The sequence below is a fragment of the Aeromonas sp. s8 genome (assembly GCF_040907785.1).
GTDB lineage: Bacteria > Pseudomonadota > Gammaproteobacteria > Enterobacterales > Aeromonadaceae > Aeromonas > Aeromonas veronii.
The window spans coordinates 19730-36421 of sequence record NZ_JBFOCL010000012.1 but is presented as its reverse complement, the minus strand read 5'-3'; the positions used below and the strand labels follow the sequence as shown (position 1 = coordinate 36421).

Here is a 16692-nt window from a genome sequence, read left to right as displayed (position 1 = left end):
ACATCGCTCCCGAGAGAAACGTTGTATGACGGAGAACGCAGCCCCCCGCCAGCCCCTCAGCTGGTTTATGCCAATGCTGGTCAGTATGGTCATCGCGACCCTGACCTCTCCCCCCGTGCGAGCCGGCGAGCAGGTCATCGTCCAGTTGCCGTGGCAGCACCAGTTCCAGTTTGCCGGTTACTACGCGGCCATCGCCAAAGGGTTTTATCGGGAGGCCGGTCTGCATGTCACCTTGCGCGAAGCGGACTCCCGCACCGATGTGGTCAGCGAGGTGATCTCGGGAAAGGCCCAGTTTGGCATCAGCGGCAGTGATCTGCTGCTGGATCGGGCTGCCGGTCGTCCGGTGGTGGTACTCGCCGCCCTGCTGCAGCACTCGCCGCTGGTTCTGCTCACGCTGGATCGGCCAGATATTCGCAACCCGGCCGATCTGACCAACAAGCGACTGATGCTGGAGCCGGGCTCCAACGAGCTGCTGACCTACCTTTCCCACCATACCCGCAGCCGCGACTGGGTCACCCTTCCCTACAAACAGGGGATTCAGGCACTGCTGGCGGGCAAGGTGGATGCCATCAGCGCCTACAGCACTACCGAGCCCTTCTATCTGCAACAAAAAGGGATCCCCTATCGGGTCTTCAGTCCACGCACCATCGACTTCGACTTCTACGGCGACAACCTGTTTACCTCCGAACGGGAGCTGATCACCCGACAGGATCGGGTCTACGCCTTCCAGCAGGCCAGCCTCAAGGGGTGGCGCTATGCGATGGACCACCCCGAAGAGATGATCAACCTCATCATGGAGCAGTACCCGACCGGGGCTGGCCGTGAACAGCTGGAGTTCGAAGCTCGCGAAACCAGAGAGCTGATGCAGCCGGATCTGATCGAACCTGGCTACATGCAGCAGGAGCGCTGGCTGCAGATCGCCAAAACCTATCTGGAGGCGGGCATGCTCACGGTATTGCCCAACCTCGACCGCTTTATCTACGATCCGGCGCAGGAGCGGCTACGCCAGCAACGGCAACTGCTCGACAAGAGCGTGGCGGTGGCCATGCTCATCACCTTTACCCTGATGACCCTGCTCGGCATCTTCTTGCACCTCTATCTGCGCCTGCGCCAGGAGGCGCGGGATCGCCAGCGGCTGACCCGTGAACTGGCCCAGAGTGAGCAACACTACCGCTTTGTTGCGGAGAACAGCGCCGATGTGATCTGGACCATGGATGCCGCCAGCTTGCGCTTTCGCTATGTCAGCCCGGCCATCACTCCTCTGAGCGGCTACGAAGCCCCCGAGCTGTTTGCCCTGCCCCTCAAACAGCTGCTGCCGGATGCCTCAAGGCAGCTGCTGCGCGAGGAGATCTCCGCCACCCTGGAGGCCTGGCAGCGGGGGGAACATGACCAGACTCGCCGGGTCATTCGCACCCAGCTGCGCCACAAGGATGGCCATCTGGTGGCGACCGAGACCATCACCACCCTCCATGGCAACCACAATGCCCAGCCGGAGGCGATCCTCGGGGTCACCCGGGATATCACCGAGCGGGCAGCGCGAGAGGAGATGATGCGCCGCCTCGCCTTCTACGACCCCCTCACCGGGCTGCCCAATCGCCGCTTGCTGCAGCAACGGCTCAAGGAGCTGATGGAGCAGGAGACGCCCCGTCCGCTGGCATTGATGTTTATCGATCTCGATCACTTCAAGCCGATCAACGACACCTTCGGCCATGAGACCGGGGATATTCTGCTCAATATGGTGGCCGAGCGGATGAGCCACTGCGTGCGCAAACAGGATCTGGTGGCACGGCTGGGGGGCGACGAGTTCGTTATCTTGCTGCCGGAGAGTGGCGACGAAGTGCTGGCGGTGGCCGACAAGCTGCACCAGCAGCTGCGCCATCCGTTCCAGCTGGAGGGGCAGGAGCTGCTCATCTCCAGCAGTATCGGGCTGGCGCTCTATCCCGAGCACGGGGAGGATGCCAAAACCCTGATGCACCACGCCGATCAGGCCATGTATCAGGCGAAGAATCGCGGCCGCGGCCGGGTCTGCCTCTATACCGAGGGCCTTGATCCCGAGCAGGGCGCCCTGCTGTGGCAACCCGGCCACGAGTGCGGTCACCCGCGCATTGATGCCGAGCATCGCCAGCTCTTCGTATTGACCAACCGGCTGCTGGAGCGGATGAAAGATCAGCACGAGGATCCGGCCCCGTTTCTGGAGAGTCTGGAGAGCCTGTTCGACATGGCCCGCCACCACTTCGCCTTTGAAGAGCAGATGCTGGCGGAGATCGACTATCAGGAACTCGTCAGCCACCGTCAGGATCACCAGCGCCTGCTCAACAAGGCGGGCCAGTTGCTGCACGCCGCCAAAGCGGGGACGCTGGGCAACGACGAGCTGCTCAACTTCATCATTCAGGAGCTGGTAGTCGGCCACATGAGTCAGGCGGATCGCCGCTACTTCCCCCTGTTCAGATCTGAGCGCAGCCTGTCGGTTGCAGAGGGGGTCGCCTAGTCCCCCTCTGCTCAGACCCGAGCGCAACGCGCCTCTTGCGAAAGGGGCGACCTAGTCACCCCGCAGAGCCACCACGGGGTCGAGACGCACTGCCCGCAAGGCGGGAGCGACCCCGGCCAGCAGGCCAACCAGGGCGCTGCAACCGAGCGCCAGCAGCAGATAGAGAGGATGGAGGGTAAGCGGCAAGCCTGCCGCCAGCAGGGTGAGCAGCAGCTTGAGCCCGCCGAGCAGGGCCAGCCCCATGGCTCCGCCCTGCAGCGCCAGCACCACGGCTTCGAGCAGGAACAGCAATAGAATGCGCCGCCGTGGACAACCCAACGCCATCAGCAAGCCCACTTCGGGGATCCGCTCCTGCTGGGCGATGCTCATGATGCTGAAGATGCCGACCGCCCCGATCAGCAGCGAGATAATGCCGAGCCCGCCAACCGCCAGCTTGATGATAGAGAGGATCTTGTCGAGGCTGGTCAGCATGTCCTGCTGGGAGGTGAGGGTGAAGTCCTCGGCGCCATGGCGGGCGATCAGCACCCGCCGGATCTGGGCGGTGATCTCGGCCTCCGTCTGTCCGGCGCGATAGATGACGTCGATCTCCTGCAGCCCCTCCTTGTTGAACAGCGCCTGGGCGTGAGCGGCGGGCAGATAGATCATGTCATCCAGATCAAAGCCGAGAAATTGCCCCTTGGGCGCCAGCACGCCGGCCACCCGAAAACGGCGATCACCGGCCCGCAGCAGACTGCCCGGCGCATCGCCGCCGGGAAACAGCTCAGCCGCCACCTTGGCACCCAGCACCGCATAGGCGCGGGGCATGGCACTGTCGTCCGCGGGCAGAAAACGTCCCTGCACCAGGGTGAGTCGCCAGCCGGAGAGCGCCGCCGGGCCGGTGCCCAGAATGGCGGTGCTGCGGGTCAGTCCGCGGCTGCGCACCTCCCCCTGCCCCTGTACCACAGGGAGCGCCGCCTCGATACCCGGTAATCTGGCGAGGGCATCGGCATCCTCCAGCAGCAGGGGACGGCTGCTGGAGAGGATGCCGGGCGGGCCGCCGGCGGTTTCGGTCTTGCCCGGGGTCACGGCGATCAGCCGGGTGCCAAATTGGGAGAAGCTGTCGAGCAGATAGAGCCTGAGCCCCTCGCCGATGCCGGTGAGCAGGGTCACCGAGGCGATCCCGATGGCGATCCCCAGCGCCGACAGCAGGCTGCGGCTGCGCCCCGCCAGCAAGGCGCGCCAGAGCCAGAACAACAGATCGGCGGCGCGCATCAGCCACCGCTCCACTGCCCGCTGCGCAGGCTGCTGACCGGATCTTGCCGTGCCGCCCGGGAGGCGGGCAGCCAGCTAAAGAAGAGCCCGGTCAGCAGGGCCGCCGGTATGGTGCAGAGGGTCGCGAGCAGAGGGACCGCCACCGGAAAACTGGGCCACACCAGTCCGGCGAGGGCCACCAGGGCATAGCCCAAAGCCGTACCAAACAGCGCGCCACTGCCGCTCAGCAGCAGCGCCTCCCACAAAAACAGCTGGCGGATCTGGCGACTGTCAGCCCCCAGCGCCTTGAGCAGGCCGATCTCGCCGGTGCGCTGGCGGGTGCTGATCAGCGCCAGATTCATCATCATGATGCCGGAGACCAGCAGGCTGATGGCACCGATGCCGGCAACTGCCAGGGTGAGGGTCGCGAGAATGGTGGAGAAGGTGGCCAGCATGGCGTCACGGCGTACCACTGTCACATCGAGCACCCCGTGGCGCGCCTGCATCAGCTGCTCCAGTCGCTTGACCAGCGGGGGCACCGCCTGCCCCGCCAACGGCTGGATCAGCAGCCGAAACAGCCCCTCGGTGTTGAACAGCCGCATGGCGCTGCCGACCGGGATCAGCGCGGCCTCGGCCATGTCCATCCCCAAATTGCTGCTCTGGCTGGTGAAGACCCCCACCACCCGAAAGCGGCGATTGTCAAAACGCAGCCACTGGCCGACCGGATCGGCCTGACCAAACAGCTCCAGGGCCACTACGGCCCCGAGCAGGACGGTCGGCCTGTCCTCTGCGGCGTCCCCCGGCAGCCAGCGGCCGGAGAGCAGCACCAGCCCGTGGGTATCGCGCAGCCCGTTGCTGCTGCCAAGCAGCATGGTCTGGCGCAGCCGCGCCCCCTGTTTGGCCTCGGCAAAGCCCATCACCAGCGGCACCAGCCGCACCTTGGGCTGATGCTGGCCAAGGTAGTGCATGTCATCGAGAGTGATCTGCCGCAGGCTGTTGCCGGTGACCGGCGGCAGCCCGCCTGTGGTCTCCTTGCGGCCCGGGAACATTACCAGCAGATCCTTGCCAAGGGAACTGAACTGGTCGGCCACATAGCGCCTCGCCCCCTCCCCCAGCGCGGTGAGCAGCAGCACCGAGGTGACGCTCAGACTCACCGCCAGGATCAAGACCAGCGCCCGTGAGCGCTGGCGCAGCAGGGCCACGGCGGCAAAGCGGATCACATCGGGGCGCCGCATTCAGCCACCGCCGCTATCAATGTTAATGCGGCCATCGTTCATCAGGATCCGCCTGCCCGCCCGTTCACCGAGGCGCGGATCGTGGGTCACCACCACCAGCGTGATCCCCTGCTCCCGGTTGAGCCCCTCCAGCAGGCTAATCACCTCCTCCCCGGAGCGGGAGTCGAGATTGCCGGTGGGCTCGTCGGCCAGGATCAGCCGCGGCGCCATTGCCATGGCCCGGGCGATGGCTACCCGCTGACGCTGACCGCCGGAAAGCTCGGCAGGGCGGTGTCCGGCCCGGTTCTCCAGCCCCAGCTCTCCCAGCAACTGCTGGCTTCGGCGATGGCGCTCGGCGGGGGCGATCCCGCACAGCATCAGCGGCAGCTCGACGTTTTCACGGGCGGTGAGGCGGGAGATGAGGTGAAACGACTGGAACACGAAACCGATGCGATGGCCGCGCAGCTGGGCCAATGCGGGTTCTGACAGGGTGGCGGTATCCTCCCCTCCCAGCCAGTAACGCCCCTCATCGGGCCGATCCAGCAGCCCCAGCACATTGAGCAGGGTCGATTTGCCGGATCCCGAGGGGCCCATCACCGCCAGATACTCCCCCTCGGCAACCCGCAGGGAAACGCGGTCGAGGGCGGCCACTTCGCCCCCCCCCAGAGTGAAACGACGGCTGACGGCATCAAGGCGAATGAGATCACTCATCCGTCTGCTCCGTGGCGGCGCTGAAAGGGCCCTCCCCGACAATCTGTCCGGGCTGGGCTGCCAGCCGATCACCGACGGCGAGCCCCTCGGCGACTTCAATCCAGTTCCAGTTCTCCACCCCCCAACGGGGCACCACCCGCACCAGCTTATCCCCTTCCAGCCGCAGCACGCTGCCATCGTCGGCCCGGCTGCTGGCCGCTACCCGCAGCACATCGGTGGCGCGGGTCACCTCGACTTCAAGGTCGGCGCTGTAGCCGATAAGCAGGGGGACATCGGTGCGCACAGCGGTGAGCGCCGCCTCCACCTCCACGGTGCGGGCCTGCTTCTCCAGCTCCTTCACATAGGGGGCGATGCGGGTGACGGTGGCGGCAAAATCGCGCCCGGGCATGGCATCGAGCAGTACCCGGGCAGACTGGCCCACCTTGAGGCGGGCGGCATCCACCTCATCGATGGGGGCTGAGACATACAGACACTTATCATCGATAAGATCGATCACCGGAGGCATGGCTACTCCGGGCGGTGAGGGAGTCATGTATTCGCCCAGCTTGCTGTTGACCTCCGCCACCACTCCGGCAAAAGGCGCCAGCAGGCGGCGCTCGCTCAAGCGGGCCTCCACCTGGGCGACCTGCGCCTCGTCTACCCGCTCCTGCTGACGGGATGCCTGACAGACATAGCGGCGGGTATCGGCCAGATTCTGGGCCTGCTCGGCGAGGGTGCGGGAGGTGAGGTTTTTGGCCAGCAAGGTGGCCAGCCGGTTGGCCTCCCGCTCGTAGTAGGCCGCCTCGCTGCAACGCTCCTCGCGCTGGGTCTTGCCGAGCGCCTGCTGGGCGCGGGCACGGGCAAGATCGGCGTGAATATCGTCGCTCCAGAGGGTCAGCAGCAGATCTCCCCGGGCCACCCGATCCCCGGCCTTGACGGCGATCTGCTCCACCACGCCGCCACCGGGCAGACTGAGTCCGGCCCGCTGGCACGACTTGATGGTGCCAGCCCGGGTGTTGACCACAGTGACCAGCACATCCCCCCGCCCGACCTCTGCCAGCCTGATCGGCGCCGGCTGCGGTCGCCACCACCATGCTGCCGCAGCCACCGCTACCACAGCGCCACTTCCCCACCACAACCAACCTCTCTTCATCGCGCATCCTTTCGCTAGTGACTCCCGTCATGTGCGTCGGGAGAGCAGGGCATAATAGAGCAAGGGTATCACCACCAGGGTGAGCAAAGTGGAGACCAGGATCCCGAAAATCAGGCTGATGGCCAGTCCGTTGAAGATGGGATCATCGAGGATAAACAGGGCTCCGATCATCGCCGCCAGTGCCGTCAGCATGATGGGTTTGGCCCGTACCTGCGCCGCTTCGATCACCGCCTGCTCGAACGCCACTCCGGCGCTGCGCTGCTGCTCGATAAAGTCCACCAGCAGGATGCTATTGCGTACGATGATCCCGGCCAGGGCGATCATCCCTATCATCGAGGTGGCGGTAAACTGGGCTCCCAGCAGGGCGTGGCCCGGCATCACCCCTATGATGGTGAGCGGAATGGGAGCCATGATGATGAGCGGCACCAGATAGGAGCGGAACTGGGCCACCACCAGCAGATAGATGAGGATCATCCCCACCCCGTAGGCGATGCCCATATCGCGGAAGGTCTCGTAGGTGATCTTCCACTCCCCGTCCCACAACAGCGCCACCTCTCCCAGCTTGTCGGGCTGCTGTACGTAATATTGGGGCAGGTCGATATCAGCACCGGCGGCAAACATGCCGTAGAGCGGGCTGTCGGTATGGCCACCCATGTCGGCCACCACCATCACCATGGGCTGCATGTTCTTGTGCATGATATAGCTGGGGGCCACCTCATCACGGCGACTCACCAGCTCGGAGACCCGCACCAGCTGGCCGCTCTGGCTGCGCACCTTGAGGGCCAGCACACCCGCCAGATCCCGTTTGTCACCGGGAGCCAGTTCGATGCGGATCGGCACCGGATACTTGGCGCCTTGCCCCTGCAGCCAGCTGGCATCCTGATAACCCACCCCGCCATTGAGGGTGTTCACCAGCTCCCCGAGATCGACCCCGAGCAGGGCCGCCTTGCTGCGATCCACCACCAGCCGCCACTTGGGCTGCGGGTCGGTCAGATAGATATCCACATCCACCAGATCCGCCGTGGCCACAAAACGAGCCTGTACGGCGCGAGCCGCCGCTTCGCGGGCGGCCTGAGTTGGGCCATAGATTTCAGCAACGATAGGTGACCAGACCGGCGGGCCAGGCGGCACCTCAACGACTTTCAGGTTGCCCCCTGCCGCACTGGCGATGGCCTGCAGCGGCTCCCGAACCGACTGGGCAATCTGGTGACTGCTGCGATCCCGCTCATGCTTGTCCACCAGATTGACCTGAATATCCCCCACGTTAGCGCCGCTGCGGATAAAGTAGTGGCGCACCAGCCCGTTGAAATTGATGGGGGCGGCGGTGCCGGCGTAGATCTGGTAATCCTTCACCTCCTCCACCTTGGCAAGCTCTCGTCCGACCGCCAGCAGGGTGCGCTCGGTCTGCTCCAGGGTCGCCCCCTCCGGCATATCGAGCACCAGCTGAAATTCCGACTTGTTGTCAAAGGGGAGCATCTTGAGCACCACCCACTGCACCACCGGCATTGCGGTGGCGGCCCCGACCAGCAGCAACACCACCAGCCAGAGTTTGCGTCTGGCACGCTTGGCGCCATCACCAATCAGGAAAGGGGTCATCAGCCGGTGAAAAAGACCCGCCTTGGCCTCGCCGTGGGCACCGTGCACCGAATCCTTGAGCAAATGGCTCGCCAGCCAGGGGGAGAAGATAAAGGCCACCAGCAGGGAGATAAGCATCCCCATGCTGGCATTGATGGGAATGGGGCTCATGTAAGGGCCCATCAGCCCGCTGACAAAGGCCATCGGCAGCAGGGCCGCGATGACGGTCAGGGTCGCCAGTATGGTCGGCCCCCCCACCTCGTCCACCGCCCCCGGTATCAGATCCTTGAGCGCCCCCTTGCCCAAACCGCGATGGCGGTGGATGTTCTCCACCACCACGATGGCGTCATCCACCAGAATGCCGATGGAGAAGATCAGCGCAAACAGCGACACCCGGTTGAGGGTAAAGCCCCAGGCCCAGCTGGCAAACAGGGTCAGCGCCAGGGTGATGACGATGGCAACCCCCACTACCAACGCCTCGCGCCAACCCATGCTCACCAGCACCAGCAGCACCACCGCTGTGGTGGCAAAAATCAGCTTGCCGATGAGGGTGTTGGATTTGGTCTCGGCGGTGACGCCGTAGTCCCGGGTCACCGTCACCTCGACCCCGGCAGGGATGAGTCGGTTCTGCAAACTTTCGACCCGCGCCTCCACCTGCTTGGCCACATCGACCGCGTTCTGGCCCGGCTGCTTGCCGATGGCCAGGGTCACCGCCGGATAACTGGCCTGTCCCATCCCCATCCAGCTGCGTTTGGTCGGAGTCTCCTGACCCAGAGAGACCCTGGCCACATCCCCCAGATAGAGCGGCTTGCCGTCGTGCAGCCCCACCACCAGTTCTCTAGCCTCCTGCTCGCTTTGCAGGAACTGCCCCACCTGCACCTTGATCTCACTGTTGTTCTGCTCGATAGCCTGTGTGGTGCCTACCTGATTGGCGGCCGCCAGTCGCTGGCTCAGCTCGCCCCAGCTGATGCCGTGGGCACTGAGGGCCGCCGGATCCGGCATCACCCGCAGCACGGCGCTCTGGCTGCCCAGCGTGTAGATATCGCGGGTACCGGGAATGCGCTTGAGTTCGGTCTCCAACTCATGGGCGACCCGGGTCAGCTCGGGTGCCCCCAGTTGCTTGCTCCCCTCTTTGCTCCATAAGGTCAAACTGACGATGGGGACATCATCGATCCCCCGGGGTTTCACCAGCGGCTGACCGACTCCGATCCCCTGTGGCAACCAGTCGCGGTTGGAGTCGAGCTGGTTGTTGAGATCGACGATGGCCTGTTCGCGGCTCACCCCTACCTTGAATACCACCACCAGCAGGGCGCCATCGGGTTGGGAAAAAGAGTAGAGAGTATCAATTCCCTTTATCTGGGAAACCACCTGCTCGGCAGGGGTGGTGACGAGAGAGGCCACTTCAGCCGGAGTGGCTCCCGGGAAGGGAATATAGACATCGGCGAAGGTGACATCGATCTGCGGCTCCTCCTCCTTGGGGGTCACCAGCACTGCAAACAAGCCGAGCAACAGCCCCACCAGCGCCAGCAGCGGCGTGATGGCCGAGCCCTGAAACAGCGCAGCCAGCCGACCAGCAGGCCCCAGCCTCTCCTTGTTGCCATTCAGCTCGCTACTCATGGGCCACCTCCTGCTGCTGCGCCCAGGCATCGGGAGCCAGCTTGTCACCGGCTTGCAGGCCGGCCAGGATCTCGCACTGTCCCTCGACGCAATGGCCGACCCGCACCGGCGTCAGGGCCCAGCCAGCGGGCTGCTGCAGATAGACGCCATTGAACTCCCCTTGCCGCAGCAGGGCGCGATCCGGCACCTGCAACACCTGACGCTCACCCTGCTTGAGCTGCACCTTGAGCCACATGCCGGGCAATACCCCGGCGGTTTGCGGCGGCAAGTCGAGGCGCAACCTGAAGGCGTGGCTCTGGCTGTCGGCATAGTTGAAGCGGGTCAGTTTGACCGGGGTAACAGACTTGCCATCCGGCAGCAGCACCTGCACATCCGCAGGCTCACGAGCCAGCGTCAGGGCGGATTGGGGCAACTCCACCTCCACCCGCAAGGTGTCGAGAGAGAAGCCGGAGAGCAGCGGGGTACCGGGGGCGACAGTCTCCCCCAACTCCACCAGCCTCTTGGTCACCACTCCGGCGTAAGGGGCCAGAATGCGGGTATAACCGTAGGCCTCGCGGGCCTGAGTGAGAGCCGCATCGGCAGCGTTCACCTCGGCACGGGCGGCGCGATCAGTCGCCTGGGCATTATCAAGCTGGGCGCGGGTGATCACCCCCTTGGCAATCAGCGCCTGAAAGCGGGCGAGCTGGCGCTCGGCTTCCACTTGCTGGGCCTGCGCCCGCGCCAGCCGCGCCTCAGCACCCGTGACGGCGGCAAACTGCTCTTTGCCGCTGATCTCCAGCAGCGGCTGCCCCGCCTGCACCTGATCGTTCACATCCACCAGCATGCGGGAGACCCGGCCGCTGGTCTGGGCCGCCACCGTCCCCTGATTGATGGCGCTGACGGTGCCATCCAGCGTCAGCCAGTCGGTCACCGGCTGTGGCGCCACTGTCAACAAGGGCTCTGGCTCCCCGTCCGCGGCAAAGGCCCGGGGGGATGTCATGGCCTGCGATGTCATCACCAATAAGGTGATCCCCAGCAACCGGATCTTTTCCATCATTACTCTCCTTCCCTGGCGTAATCTGTCACTTCACGGGATCAGGCGGTATGGGACTGGCGCACCTTATCCACTCCCGGAACTGGCGCCTTGGTCAGCACCCTGGCCAGCCCTCTGTCAAACAGCAAGATCCCGGCCACCATGGCCGCTATAAACAACATTATCATGGGCTGCCCGCTGGAAATGAGACTCAGAGCAGGCCCCGGGCAGATACCCACCAATCCCCAGCCGATGCCAAACAGCGCGGCCCCGCCGATCAGCCTGCGCTCCAGCCGAGGGACTGGTACGGCTGCGATGGGCTCCCCCAGCACACTCTGGCGACGGGGTTTCACCAGCAGAAAATAACCCGGCATAAAGACCAGCAGGGCCCCTCCCATCACGAAGGCGAGGCTGGGATCCCAGGCCCCGGCCAGATCGAGAAAACCGGTGACCCGGGCGGGATCCATCATGCCGGAGATGGCCATCCCCAGTCCGAACAACACACCCGCAAACAAACTTGTCAGCAACTTCATGGCAATCAGCCCCTTACAGCAGATGATGAGTGACGAAGACGGTGATAAAGCCAGCCGCCATAAAGGTCAAGGTGGCGACGATGGAGCGCAGGGAGAACCGCCCCATGCCACAGATGCCGTGGCCGCTGGTGCAGCCATTGCCAAGACGGGTACCGATGCCGACCAGCAGACCGGCCAGCAGCACTACAGGCCAGCCGGGCAAGGTGGTGAATGCGGGCATGGTGGCCCAACCCAGGGTCAGCGCCAACCAGGCGCCCGCCCCCAGCCCCAGCAGAAACAGCACCCGCCACGGCGCACGGTGTTGCAGTGCACCGGCCAGAATGCCGCTGATCCCGGCAACCCGGCCGTTGAACAACATCAGGATCAGGGCCGACAGCCCCGCCAGCATGCCACCGCCCAAAGAGAGCAGCCATTGGCTTTCCATCATCAAGATTCCTTATTTTCTGAGTGACAAAAATGGGTTTGCAGCGCCCCCAGCACATCGGCGGCTGCCTCGCTCACCAGCGAGTAGTAGATCTGCTGGGAGACCTTGCGCGAACGGATAAGGCCGTAGCGCTTCAATACCGAAAGTTGCTGGGAGAAGGCCGACTGCCCGAGTTGGCTATGGGCCAGCAGCTCCCCGACCCCCTTCTCCCCCTCCACCAGCTGGCAGAGCACCATCAGGCGTTCGGGATGAGCCAACGCCTTGAGCAGGGAGGCGGCGGCTGTCGCATGTCTGTTCATTTCGTCGAATTGGCTCATAAGAGTAAATTAGCAATTGCTGATATTTGTTCTATTGTATAAAACAACACTAAATTAGCAATATCTAAAGTAGATAGGGAGAAAGACCATGACAGTAGATAACGGAGTCAGAATCGTCGCGGGTTGCATGTTGCTGCTCTCGCTTATCCTTACCACCTGGGTTCATCCGGGCTTTGTCTGGTTGAGTGCCTTTGTCGGGGTCAACCTGATCCAGAGCGCATTCACCGGTTTCTGCCCTGCAGCGATGATCCTCAAACGGATAGGATTTAAATAACAGGGTCGGATGACCCAGGCTCATATGAGCGTGTAATAAACGCAGGAGGCTGAACATGGCAACGGTAATCGTCATCGGCGCGGGTCTCGGGGGCATGTCTGCCGCCTACGAACTCAAGGCCGAACTGGGCAAGCAGCATGAGGTGATCCTCATCAACGACAAGCCGGACTTTGAATTCACCCCCTCCAACCCCTGGATTGCCGTCCAGTGGCGGGAGCGCAAGGAGACCTCGATCCCCATCGAACCCCATGTGAAGAAAAAGGGGATCCGCTTTATCCATGCCGCCCTGACCGAGCTGCAACCGGCGGCGCAGCAGCTCACCCTCTCCGATGGCCAAACCCTGCGTTACGACTTTCTGGCAATCTGCACCGGCCCGGCCCTCGCCTTTGACGAGGTGACGGGGGCTGGCCCCGAATCCGGTGGCACCACCAGCGTCTGTACCCTCTCCCACGCCGAAGAGTGCCGCCACAGTGTCAGCGCACTGGTCGATGAGCCCGGCCCTGTGATTGTCGGTGCCATGCCGGGCGCCTCCTGCTTCGGCCCCGCCTACGAGTACGCATTCATCCTCGATCGCCACCTGCGCGACAAGAAGGTGAGAAAAAATGTGCCCATGACCTTTGTCACCAGCGAGCCCTACATCGGCCATCTGGGTCTCAACGGCGTGGGGGACTCCAAGGGGATGCTGGAGAGCGAACTGCGGATGCGCGACGTGCAGTGGATCTGCAATGCCCGCACCGTGGCGGCGCAAGATGGCCAGATGACGGTGGAGGAGCTGGACGATGAGGGCAACATCAAGCGCACCCACACCCTGCCCTACAAACACGCCATGATGCTGCCCGCCTTTGTCGGCATTGCGCCGCTGCGGGGCATCGAGGGGCTGGTCAATCCCCGCGGCTTTGTCATCGTCGACGAACACCAGCGCAACCCCGCCTTCCCGCAGATTTACGCCGCCGGGGTCTGCATCGCCATTGCCCCGCCGCACAAGACGCCGGTACCAACCGGGGTGCCCAAGACCGGCTATATGATTGAGGCGATGGTGCGCACCCTGAGCCACAACATCAAGGCGGAGCTCAGCGGCCAGCCGCCGGTGACCAAGGCAGTGTGGAATGCCATCTGTCTTGCAGACATGGGGGACACGGGTGCCGCCTTCGTCGCCATGCCGCAGATCCCGCCGCGTAACGTCGCCTGGTTCAAGAAAGGAAAGTGGGTCCATCTGGCCAAAATCGCCTTCGAGAAGTACTTCCTGCACAAGATGCAGGTGGGGGATACCGAGCCCATCTACGAAAAACTGATGCTTAAATACCTCGGCATCGACAAGACCGAATGACCCCGCAAACCCGGCCCTCGCCGGGTCTGCTTTTCGCGACCCTGCGCGGCAAAACGGGGCTTTCGATTATGTTTCAAGATGTTGCTGCGGGCGGTGCGGGGTTTACCCTGCCTGCCGCCTCGGCTATCATTCGAGCATCTTATCAATAGCGGAGACCATCAGTGGGCAACTCATCAAGTGACAGTTGTAGACCGACCCTCATCGTCGGTACCAAGGTCGCGAGCTAGCCGCAGGTCTTTCTCTGCCGCCACTCGCAACCCTGCGAGAAGCGGAAATCCACTCCCCTCTTCTCCCTTTTTACACTTGACGTCTGGCAACCAGTGGCCAACTGCCACGGTCGCCATGCCTGCATAGTTTCTGCTTCCCACAAGGAGGCTGCTATGCGTTTTATATCAATCAAACCGGCTGCGACTCGCGCGGTCGCAACAGGTTCTGTTGCTACCCGGGCTCACCCCCTGTTGAGCAGGCTCGGCCGTGGCATGCTGCCACGCTGGCTGGGCGGCAAACAGCGCCAACACCATTACCGGTTACAGATCCGCTGTGAGGATCGCGCCGATATGGAGCAGGTGCTGGATATGGTGAACCACACCCTGCAACCGGCGGGGCTGCAACCGATGCAATCGATGAAGCCGGGTCGCGGCGGCGGGCGCGAGCTGGTGCTCAACCTGCAGTGCACCCCGCCCCAGCGACGCTATCTGGTGCAGTTCGTTCATCAGGTCGGAGTAGCACATCCGGTGCGCTGGCAACTGCGCCCGCGCATCGACTGCGATCCCGAACTCAACTGACCGCACACCTGCGTTAACCACAGTGAAAGGGGCCAGCCACGCTGGCCCCGCTTGTTGCGTCCTCTCCGAGCGTCAGGGCATCTGATGATGCTCGCGCCCCGGGACGCCGCGTTTTTGTTTTTCTGCTGGCCATCCGCGCAATCATCCCCTGATCCATCCGCCTCCCGGCGTTTCATCATGGATTGCGCCAAGCCAGCGCTCATCAGAAGGAGTACGCCATGAAGATGTGGCAACAAATTGACATGCTCTCCCTGCTCGACACCCTGGCCAGCCTACTGCTCGCCTTTGTGCTCGGCAGTCTGGTCGGGCTGGAGCGCCAGTACCGCCAACGTACCGCAGGCCTGCGCACCAACGTGCTGGTCGCCGTGGGCGCCGCCCTGTTCGTCAGTCTGGCCCAGCGTATCTATGACCTGCACGGCGGCAACTACAACGTGGTCCATGTGGTGGCCTATATCGTCTCCGGCATCGGCTTTCTCGGTGCCGGCGTCATCATGCGCGAGTCGGGCAATATCCGCGGCATCAACACCGCCGCCACTCTCTGGGGTGTCGCTGCTGTCGGCGCCGCCTGTGGCGCCGGGCTGGCCATGGAGGCAATTCTGGGCGCCCTGTTCGTGCTGGCCGCCAACACTCTGCTTCGACCGCTGGTCAACCAGATCAACCGTCGCCCGGTGGACAATACCGACACCGAAGTGACCTACAAGGTGACGGCGCTCACCCCACGCGAGCACCAGAAAGAGGTGCTGCACTGGCTCGAAGAGATGCTGGAGCAGGCCAACTACCCCTTGAGCGAACTCGATATCGAGCCGTTTGGCGAGGGGGATCTGGAGATCTCTGCGGTGCTGCTGGCTACCTCCATCGATGGCGATGAGCTGGATGCCCTGATGCAAAAGCTGGCCATCCACCCCCATATCAAGCAGGTCTTCTGGCGCACCAGTACCACCGACTGAGCTGCCGGTCAGAGGAACGAGCCACCCGCCCACAGCAAAAAGCCCCGCCAGCAATGGCGGGGCTTTTTCATATGGATGAGCGAAGAGTGGCTAGCGGCGACTGCGCCAGCGCACCCTGGGGGTGATCACCTGGGCGGTCTGTGCGGGAGGACTGCCCGCTATCAGTTGCTGCATCAGCTCGAAAGCGGCGAGGGCCAGCGCCGGACAATCCTGCGCCACCGAGTCGATACGCATGGGGATGCAGTCGAGCAGGTCGTGATCGTCGAAGGTGCACAGGCGCATGCCCGTCTCCATCAGCCCCGCCTCGTTGAGGTAGCGCAGCACCCCTTCCAGCAAAGTAAAGGAAGCGGTAAAGAGCCCCCTGGGGGGGGCTCCCAGCTCGGCCACCAGCTCGGCCATCAGCTGATAACCGGAGCTCGGCTGGTAGTCGCGATGACGCACCCTTGCAGCATCGGCTTCAAAACCGGCGCGATGGAGCCCCAGCTCATAGCCCGCCAGCCGGTGACGGCTGGGGGAGAGATCCAGCAGGCCGCCGAAGTAGTAGATCTGCTCGCCGCACTCGCTGGCCATGTCCCGCACCAGCTCGGCGGTCGCCTTGCAGGCATCGGAGATCACCATGGGCAGGCGCGACTCGCCAATATGGCGGTCGAGCTGCACCACCGGCAGGCGGTCGTGAATGCGGGCATAGATGTCATCGCTGTGGCCGCTGGAGGCGACAATCAGCCCATCCACCTGACGGCTGATGAGGTTGTCCACCACCCGCTGCTCGAGAGCGGGATCATCCTCGGAGCAGGCGATCAGCAGCTGGATGCCCGCCTCTCGGCAGTGCGCCTCGAGGGCGCGGGCAATGCGGGCAAAACCGAAGTTGGTGAGATCGGGTATCACCAGTCCCCAGGTGTAACTGCGGGTCTCACGCAGGGAGCGGGCGTGAAAGCTCGGCAGGTAGTGACACTCCTCCGCCACCGCCTGAATACGCTTGCGGGTATCGTCGGCAATCCGGTACTCCGCACTCTTCCCGTTGAGCACCAGACTGGCGGTCGCCTTGGACACCCCCGCCAGTTCGGCGATCTGGGCAATCGTGATCCGTTTCTTCTTCTCCACCTGGC

15 protein-coding genes are annotated in these 16692 nt (G+C 63.8%); 5 read left to right on the top strand and 10 right to left on the bottom strand.

Annotated elements, in window-relative coordinates:
- Positions 1–25: 25 nt before the first annotated feature.
- On the top strand, positions 26–2488 hold the full coding sequence (locus AB5Y86_RS02950; RefSeq protein WP_368192082.1) for a diguanylate cyclase: 2463 nt from the start codon (positions 26–28) through the stop codon (positions 2486–2488).
- Between the two features lie 51 nt (positions 2489–2539).
- On the opposite strand, the gene AB5Y86_RS02945 is transcribed toward AB5Y86_RS02950, so the two are convergent.
- The 9 genes from AB5Y86_RS02945 to AB5Y86_RS02905 are packed head-to-tail and all read right to left on the bottom strand — an operon-like array spanning position 2540 to position 12253.
- Positions 2540–3739 carry an ABC transporter permease gene (locus tag AB5Y86_RS02945; RefSeq protein ID WP_368192079.1) on the bottom strand — a complete coding sequence of 400 codons (1200 nt, stop codon included), beginning with the start codon at positions 3737–3739 and terminating at the stop codon, positions 2540–2542.
- On the bottom strand, positions 3739–4953 hold the full coding sequence (locus AB5Y86_RS02940; protein ID WP_368192077.1) for an ABC transporter permease: 1215 nt from the start codon (positions 4951–4953) through the stop codon (positions 3739–3741). The genes AB5Y86_RS02945 and AB5Y86_RS02940 overlap by 1 nt, the downstream gene beginning before the upstream one ends.
- Positions 4954–5643: an ABC transporter ATP-binding protein gene (locus tag AB5Y86_RS02935; RefSeq protein WP_368192076.1), complete on the bottom strand. Its 690-nt coding sequence runs from the start codon at positions 5641–5643 to the stop codon at positions 4954–4956.
- Positions 5636–6775 (bottom strand): efflux RND transporter periplasmic adaptor subunit, encoded by a 1140-nt coding sequence (locus AB5Y86_RS02930; RefSeq protein ID WP_368192074.1) that lies wholly within the window; start codon positions 6773–6775, stop codon positions 5636–5638. Before AB5Y86_RS02930 ends, AB5Y86_RS02935 begins: the two co-directional genes overlap by 8 nt.
- 27 nt (positions 6776–6802) lie before the next feature.
- Positions 6803–9967 (bottom strand): efflux RND transporter permease subunit, encoded by a 3165-nt coding sequence (locus tag AB5Y86_RS02925; protein ID WP_368192072.1) that lies wholly within the window; start codon positions 9965–9967, stop codon positions 6803–6805.
- The gene (locus AB5Y86_RS02920) at positions 9960–11000 is read right to left on the bottom strand and encodes an efflux RND transporter periplasmic adaptor subunit (protein ID WP_265775923.1); all 1041 of its coding nucleotides are present in this window, start codon (positions 10998–11000) and stop codon (positions 9960–9962) included. Before AB5Y86_RS02920 ends, AB5Y86_RS02925 begins: the two co-directional genes overlap by 8 nt.
- Positions 11001–11041: 41 nt before the next feature.
- Positions 11042–11512: a YeeE/YedE family protein gene (locus AB5Y86_RS02915; protein ID WP_236357612.1), complete on the bottom strand. Its 471-nt coding sequence runs from the start codon at positions 11510–11512 to the stop codon at positions 11042–11044.
- Between the two features lie 13 nt (positions 11513–11525).
- Positions 11526–11939 carry a YeeE/YedE family protein gene (locus AB5Y86_RS02910; protein ID WP_236357613.1) on the bottom strand — a complete coding sequence of 138 codons (414 nt, stop codon included), beginning with the start codon at positions 11937–11939 and terminating at the stop codon, positions 11526–11528.
- The gene (locus tag AB5Y86_RS02905) at positions 11939–12253 is read right to left on the bottom strand and encodes a helix-turn-helix transcriptional regulator (protein ID WP_005338008.1); all 315 of its coding nucleotides are present in this window, start codon (positions 12251–12253) and stop codon (positions 11939–11941) included. The genes AB5Y86_RS02910 and AB5Y86_RS02905 overlap by 1 nt, the downstream gene beginning before the upstream one ends.
- Positions 12254–12341: 88 nt before the next feature.
- On the opposite strand from AB5Y86_RS02905, the gene AB5Y86_RS02900 reads away from it, so the two are divergent.
- The 4 genes from AB5Y86_RS02900 to AB5Y86_RS02885 all read left to right on the top strand — a co-directional run bounded on the left by AB5Y86_RS02900 (position 12342) and on the right by AB5Y86_RS02885 (position 15586).
- Positions 12342–12527 carry a DUF2892 domain-containing protein gene (locus AB5Y86_RS02900; RefSeq protein WP_005344304.1) on the top strand — a complete coding sequence of 62 codons (186 nt, stop codon included), beginning with the start codon at positions 12342–12344 and terminating at the stop codon, positions 12525–12527.
- A 55-nt stretch (positions 12528–12582) separates the two neighbouring features.
- A complete protein-coding gene (locus AB5Y86_RS02895; RefSeq protein ID WP_005338013.1) occupies positions 12583–13854 on the top strand; it encodes an NAD(P)/FAD-dependent oxidoreductase in 1272 nt (423 codons plus the stop codon).
- 380 nt (positions 13855–14234) lie between these two features.
- Positions 14235–14639 carry a hypothetical protein gene (locus AB5Y86_RS02890; protein WP_368192069.1) on the top strand — a complete coding sequence of 135 codons (405 nt, stop codon included), beginning with the start codon at positions 14235–14237 and terminating at the stop codon, positions 14637–14639.
- Positions 14640–14857: 218 nt separating this feature from the next.
- Positions 14858–15586 (top strand): MgtC/SapB family protein, encoded by a 729-nt coding sequence (locus tag AB5Y86_RS02885; protein WP_108612365.1) that lies wholly within the window; start codon positions 14858–14860, stop codon positions 15584–15586.
- Between the two features lie 90 nt (positions 15587–15676).
- On the opposite strand, the gene AB5Y86_RS02880 is transcribed toward AB5Y86_RS02885, so the two are convergent.
- Entirely contained in the window at positions 15677–16687 is a 1011-nt protein-coding gene (locus AB5Y86_RS02880; protein ID WP_100654144.1) for a LacI family DNA-binding transcriptional regulator, read from the bottom strand.
- Between the last annotated feature and the right edge of the window lie 5 nt (positions 16688–16692).

Bases quoted from the DNA above. Each gene is read 5' to 3' on its own strand.
- AB5Y86_RS02905 (WP_005338008.1), bottom strand. From the start codon at position 12,253: ATGAGCCAATTCGACGAAATGAACAGACATGCGACAGCCGCCGCCTCC.
- AB5Y86_RS02940 (WP_368192077.1), bottom strand. From the start codon at position 4,953: ATGCGGCGCCCCGATGTGATCCGCTTTGCCGCCGTGGCCCTGCTGCGC.
- AB5Y86_RS02915 (WP_236357612.1), bottom strand. From the start codon at position 11,512: ATGAAGTTGCTGACAAGTTTGTTTGCGGGTGTGTTGTTCGGACTGGGG.
- AB5Y86_RS02910 (WP_236357613.1), bottom strand. From the start codon at position 11,939: ATGATGGAAAGCCAATGGCTGCTCTCTTTGGGCGGTGGCATGCTGGCG.
- AB5Y86_RS02900 (WP_005344304.1), top strand. From the start codon at position 12,342: ATGACAGTAGATAACGGAGTCAGAATCGTCGCGGGTTGCATGTTGCTG.
- AB5Y86_RS02885 (WP_108612365.1), top strand. From the start codon at position 14,858: ATGAAGATGTGGCAACAAATTGACATGCTCTCCCTGCTCGACACCCTG.
- AB5Y86_RS02950 (WP_368192082.1), top strand. From the start codon at position 26: ATGACGGAGAACGCAGCCCCCCGCCAGCCCCTCAGCTGGTTTATGCCA.
- AB5Y86_RS02930 (WP_368192074.1), bottom strand. From the start codon at position 6,775: ATGAAGAGAGGTTGGTTGTGGTGGGGAAGTGGCGCTGTGGTAGCGGTG.
- AB5Y86_RS02935 (WP_368192076.1), bottom strand. From the start codon at position 5,643: ATGAGTGATCTCATTCGCCTTGATGCCGTCAGCCGTCGTTTCACTCTG.
- AB5Y86_RS02895 (WP_005338013.1), top strand. From the start codon at position 12,583: ATGGCAACGGTAATCGTCATCGGCGCGGGTCTCGGGGGCATGTCTGCC.
- AB5Y86_RS02890 (WP_368192069.1), top strand. From the start codon at position 14,235: ATGCGTTTTATATCAATCAAACCGGCTGCGACTCGCGCGGTCGCAACA.
- AB5Y86_RS02945 (WP_368192079.1), bottom strand. From the start codon at position 3,739: ATGCGCGCCGCCGATCTGTTGTTCTGGCTCTGGCGCGCCTTGCTGGCG.
- AB5Y86_RS02925 (WP_368192072.1), bottom strand. From the start codon at position 9,967: ATGAGTAGCGAGCTGAATGGCAACAAGGAGAGGCTGGGGCCTGCTGGT.
- AB5Y86_RS02920 (WP_265775923.1), bottom strand. From the start codon at position 11,000: ATGGAAAAGATCCGGTTGCTGGGGATCACCTTATTGGTGATGACATCG.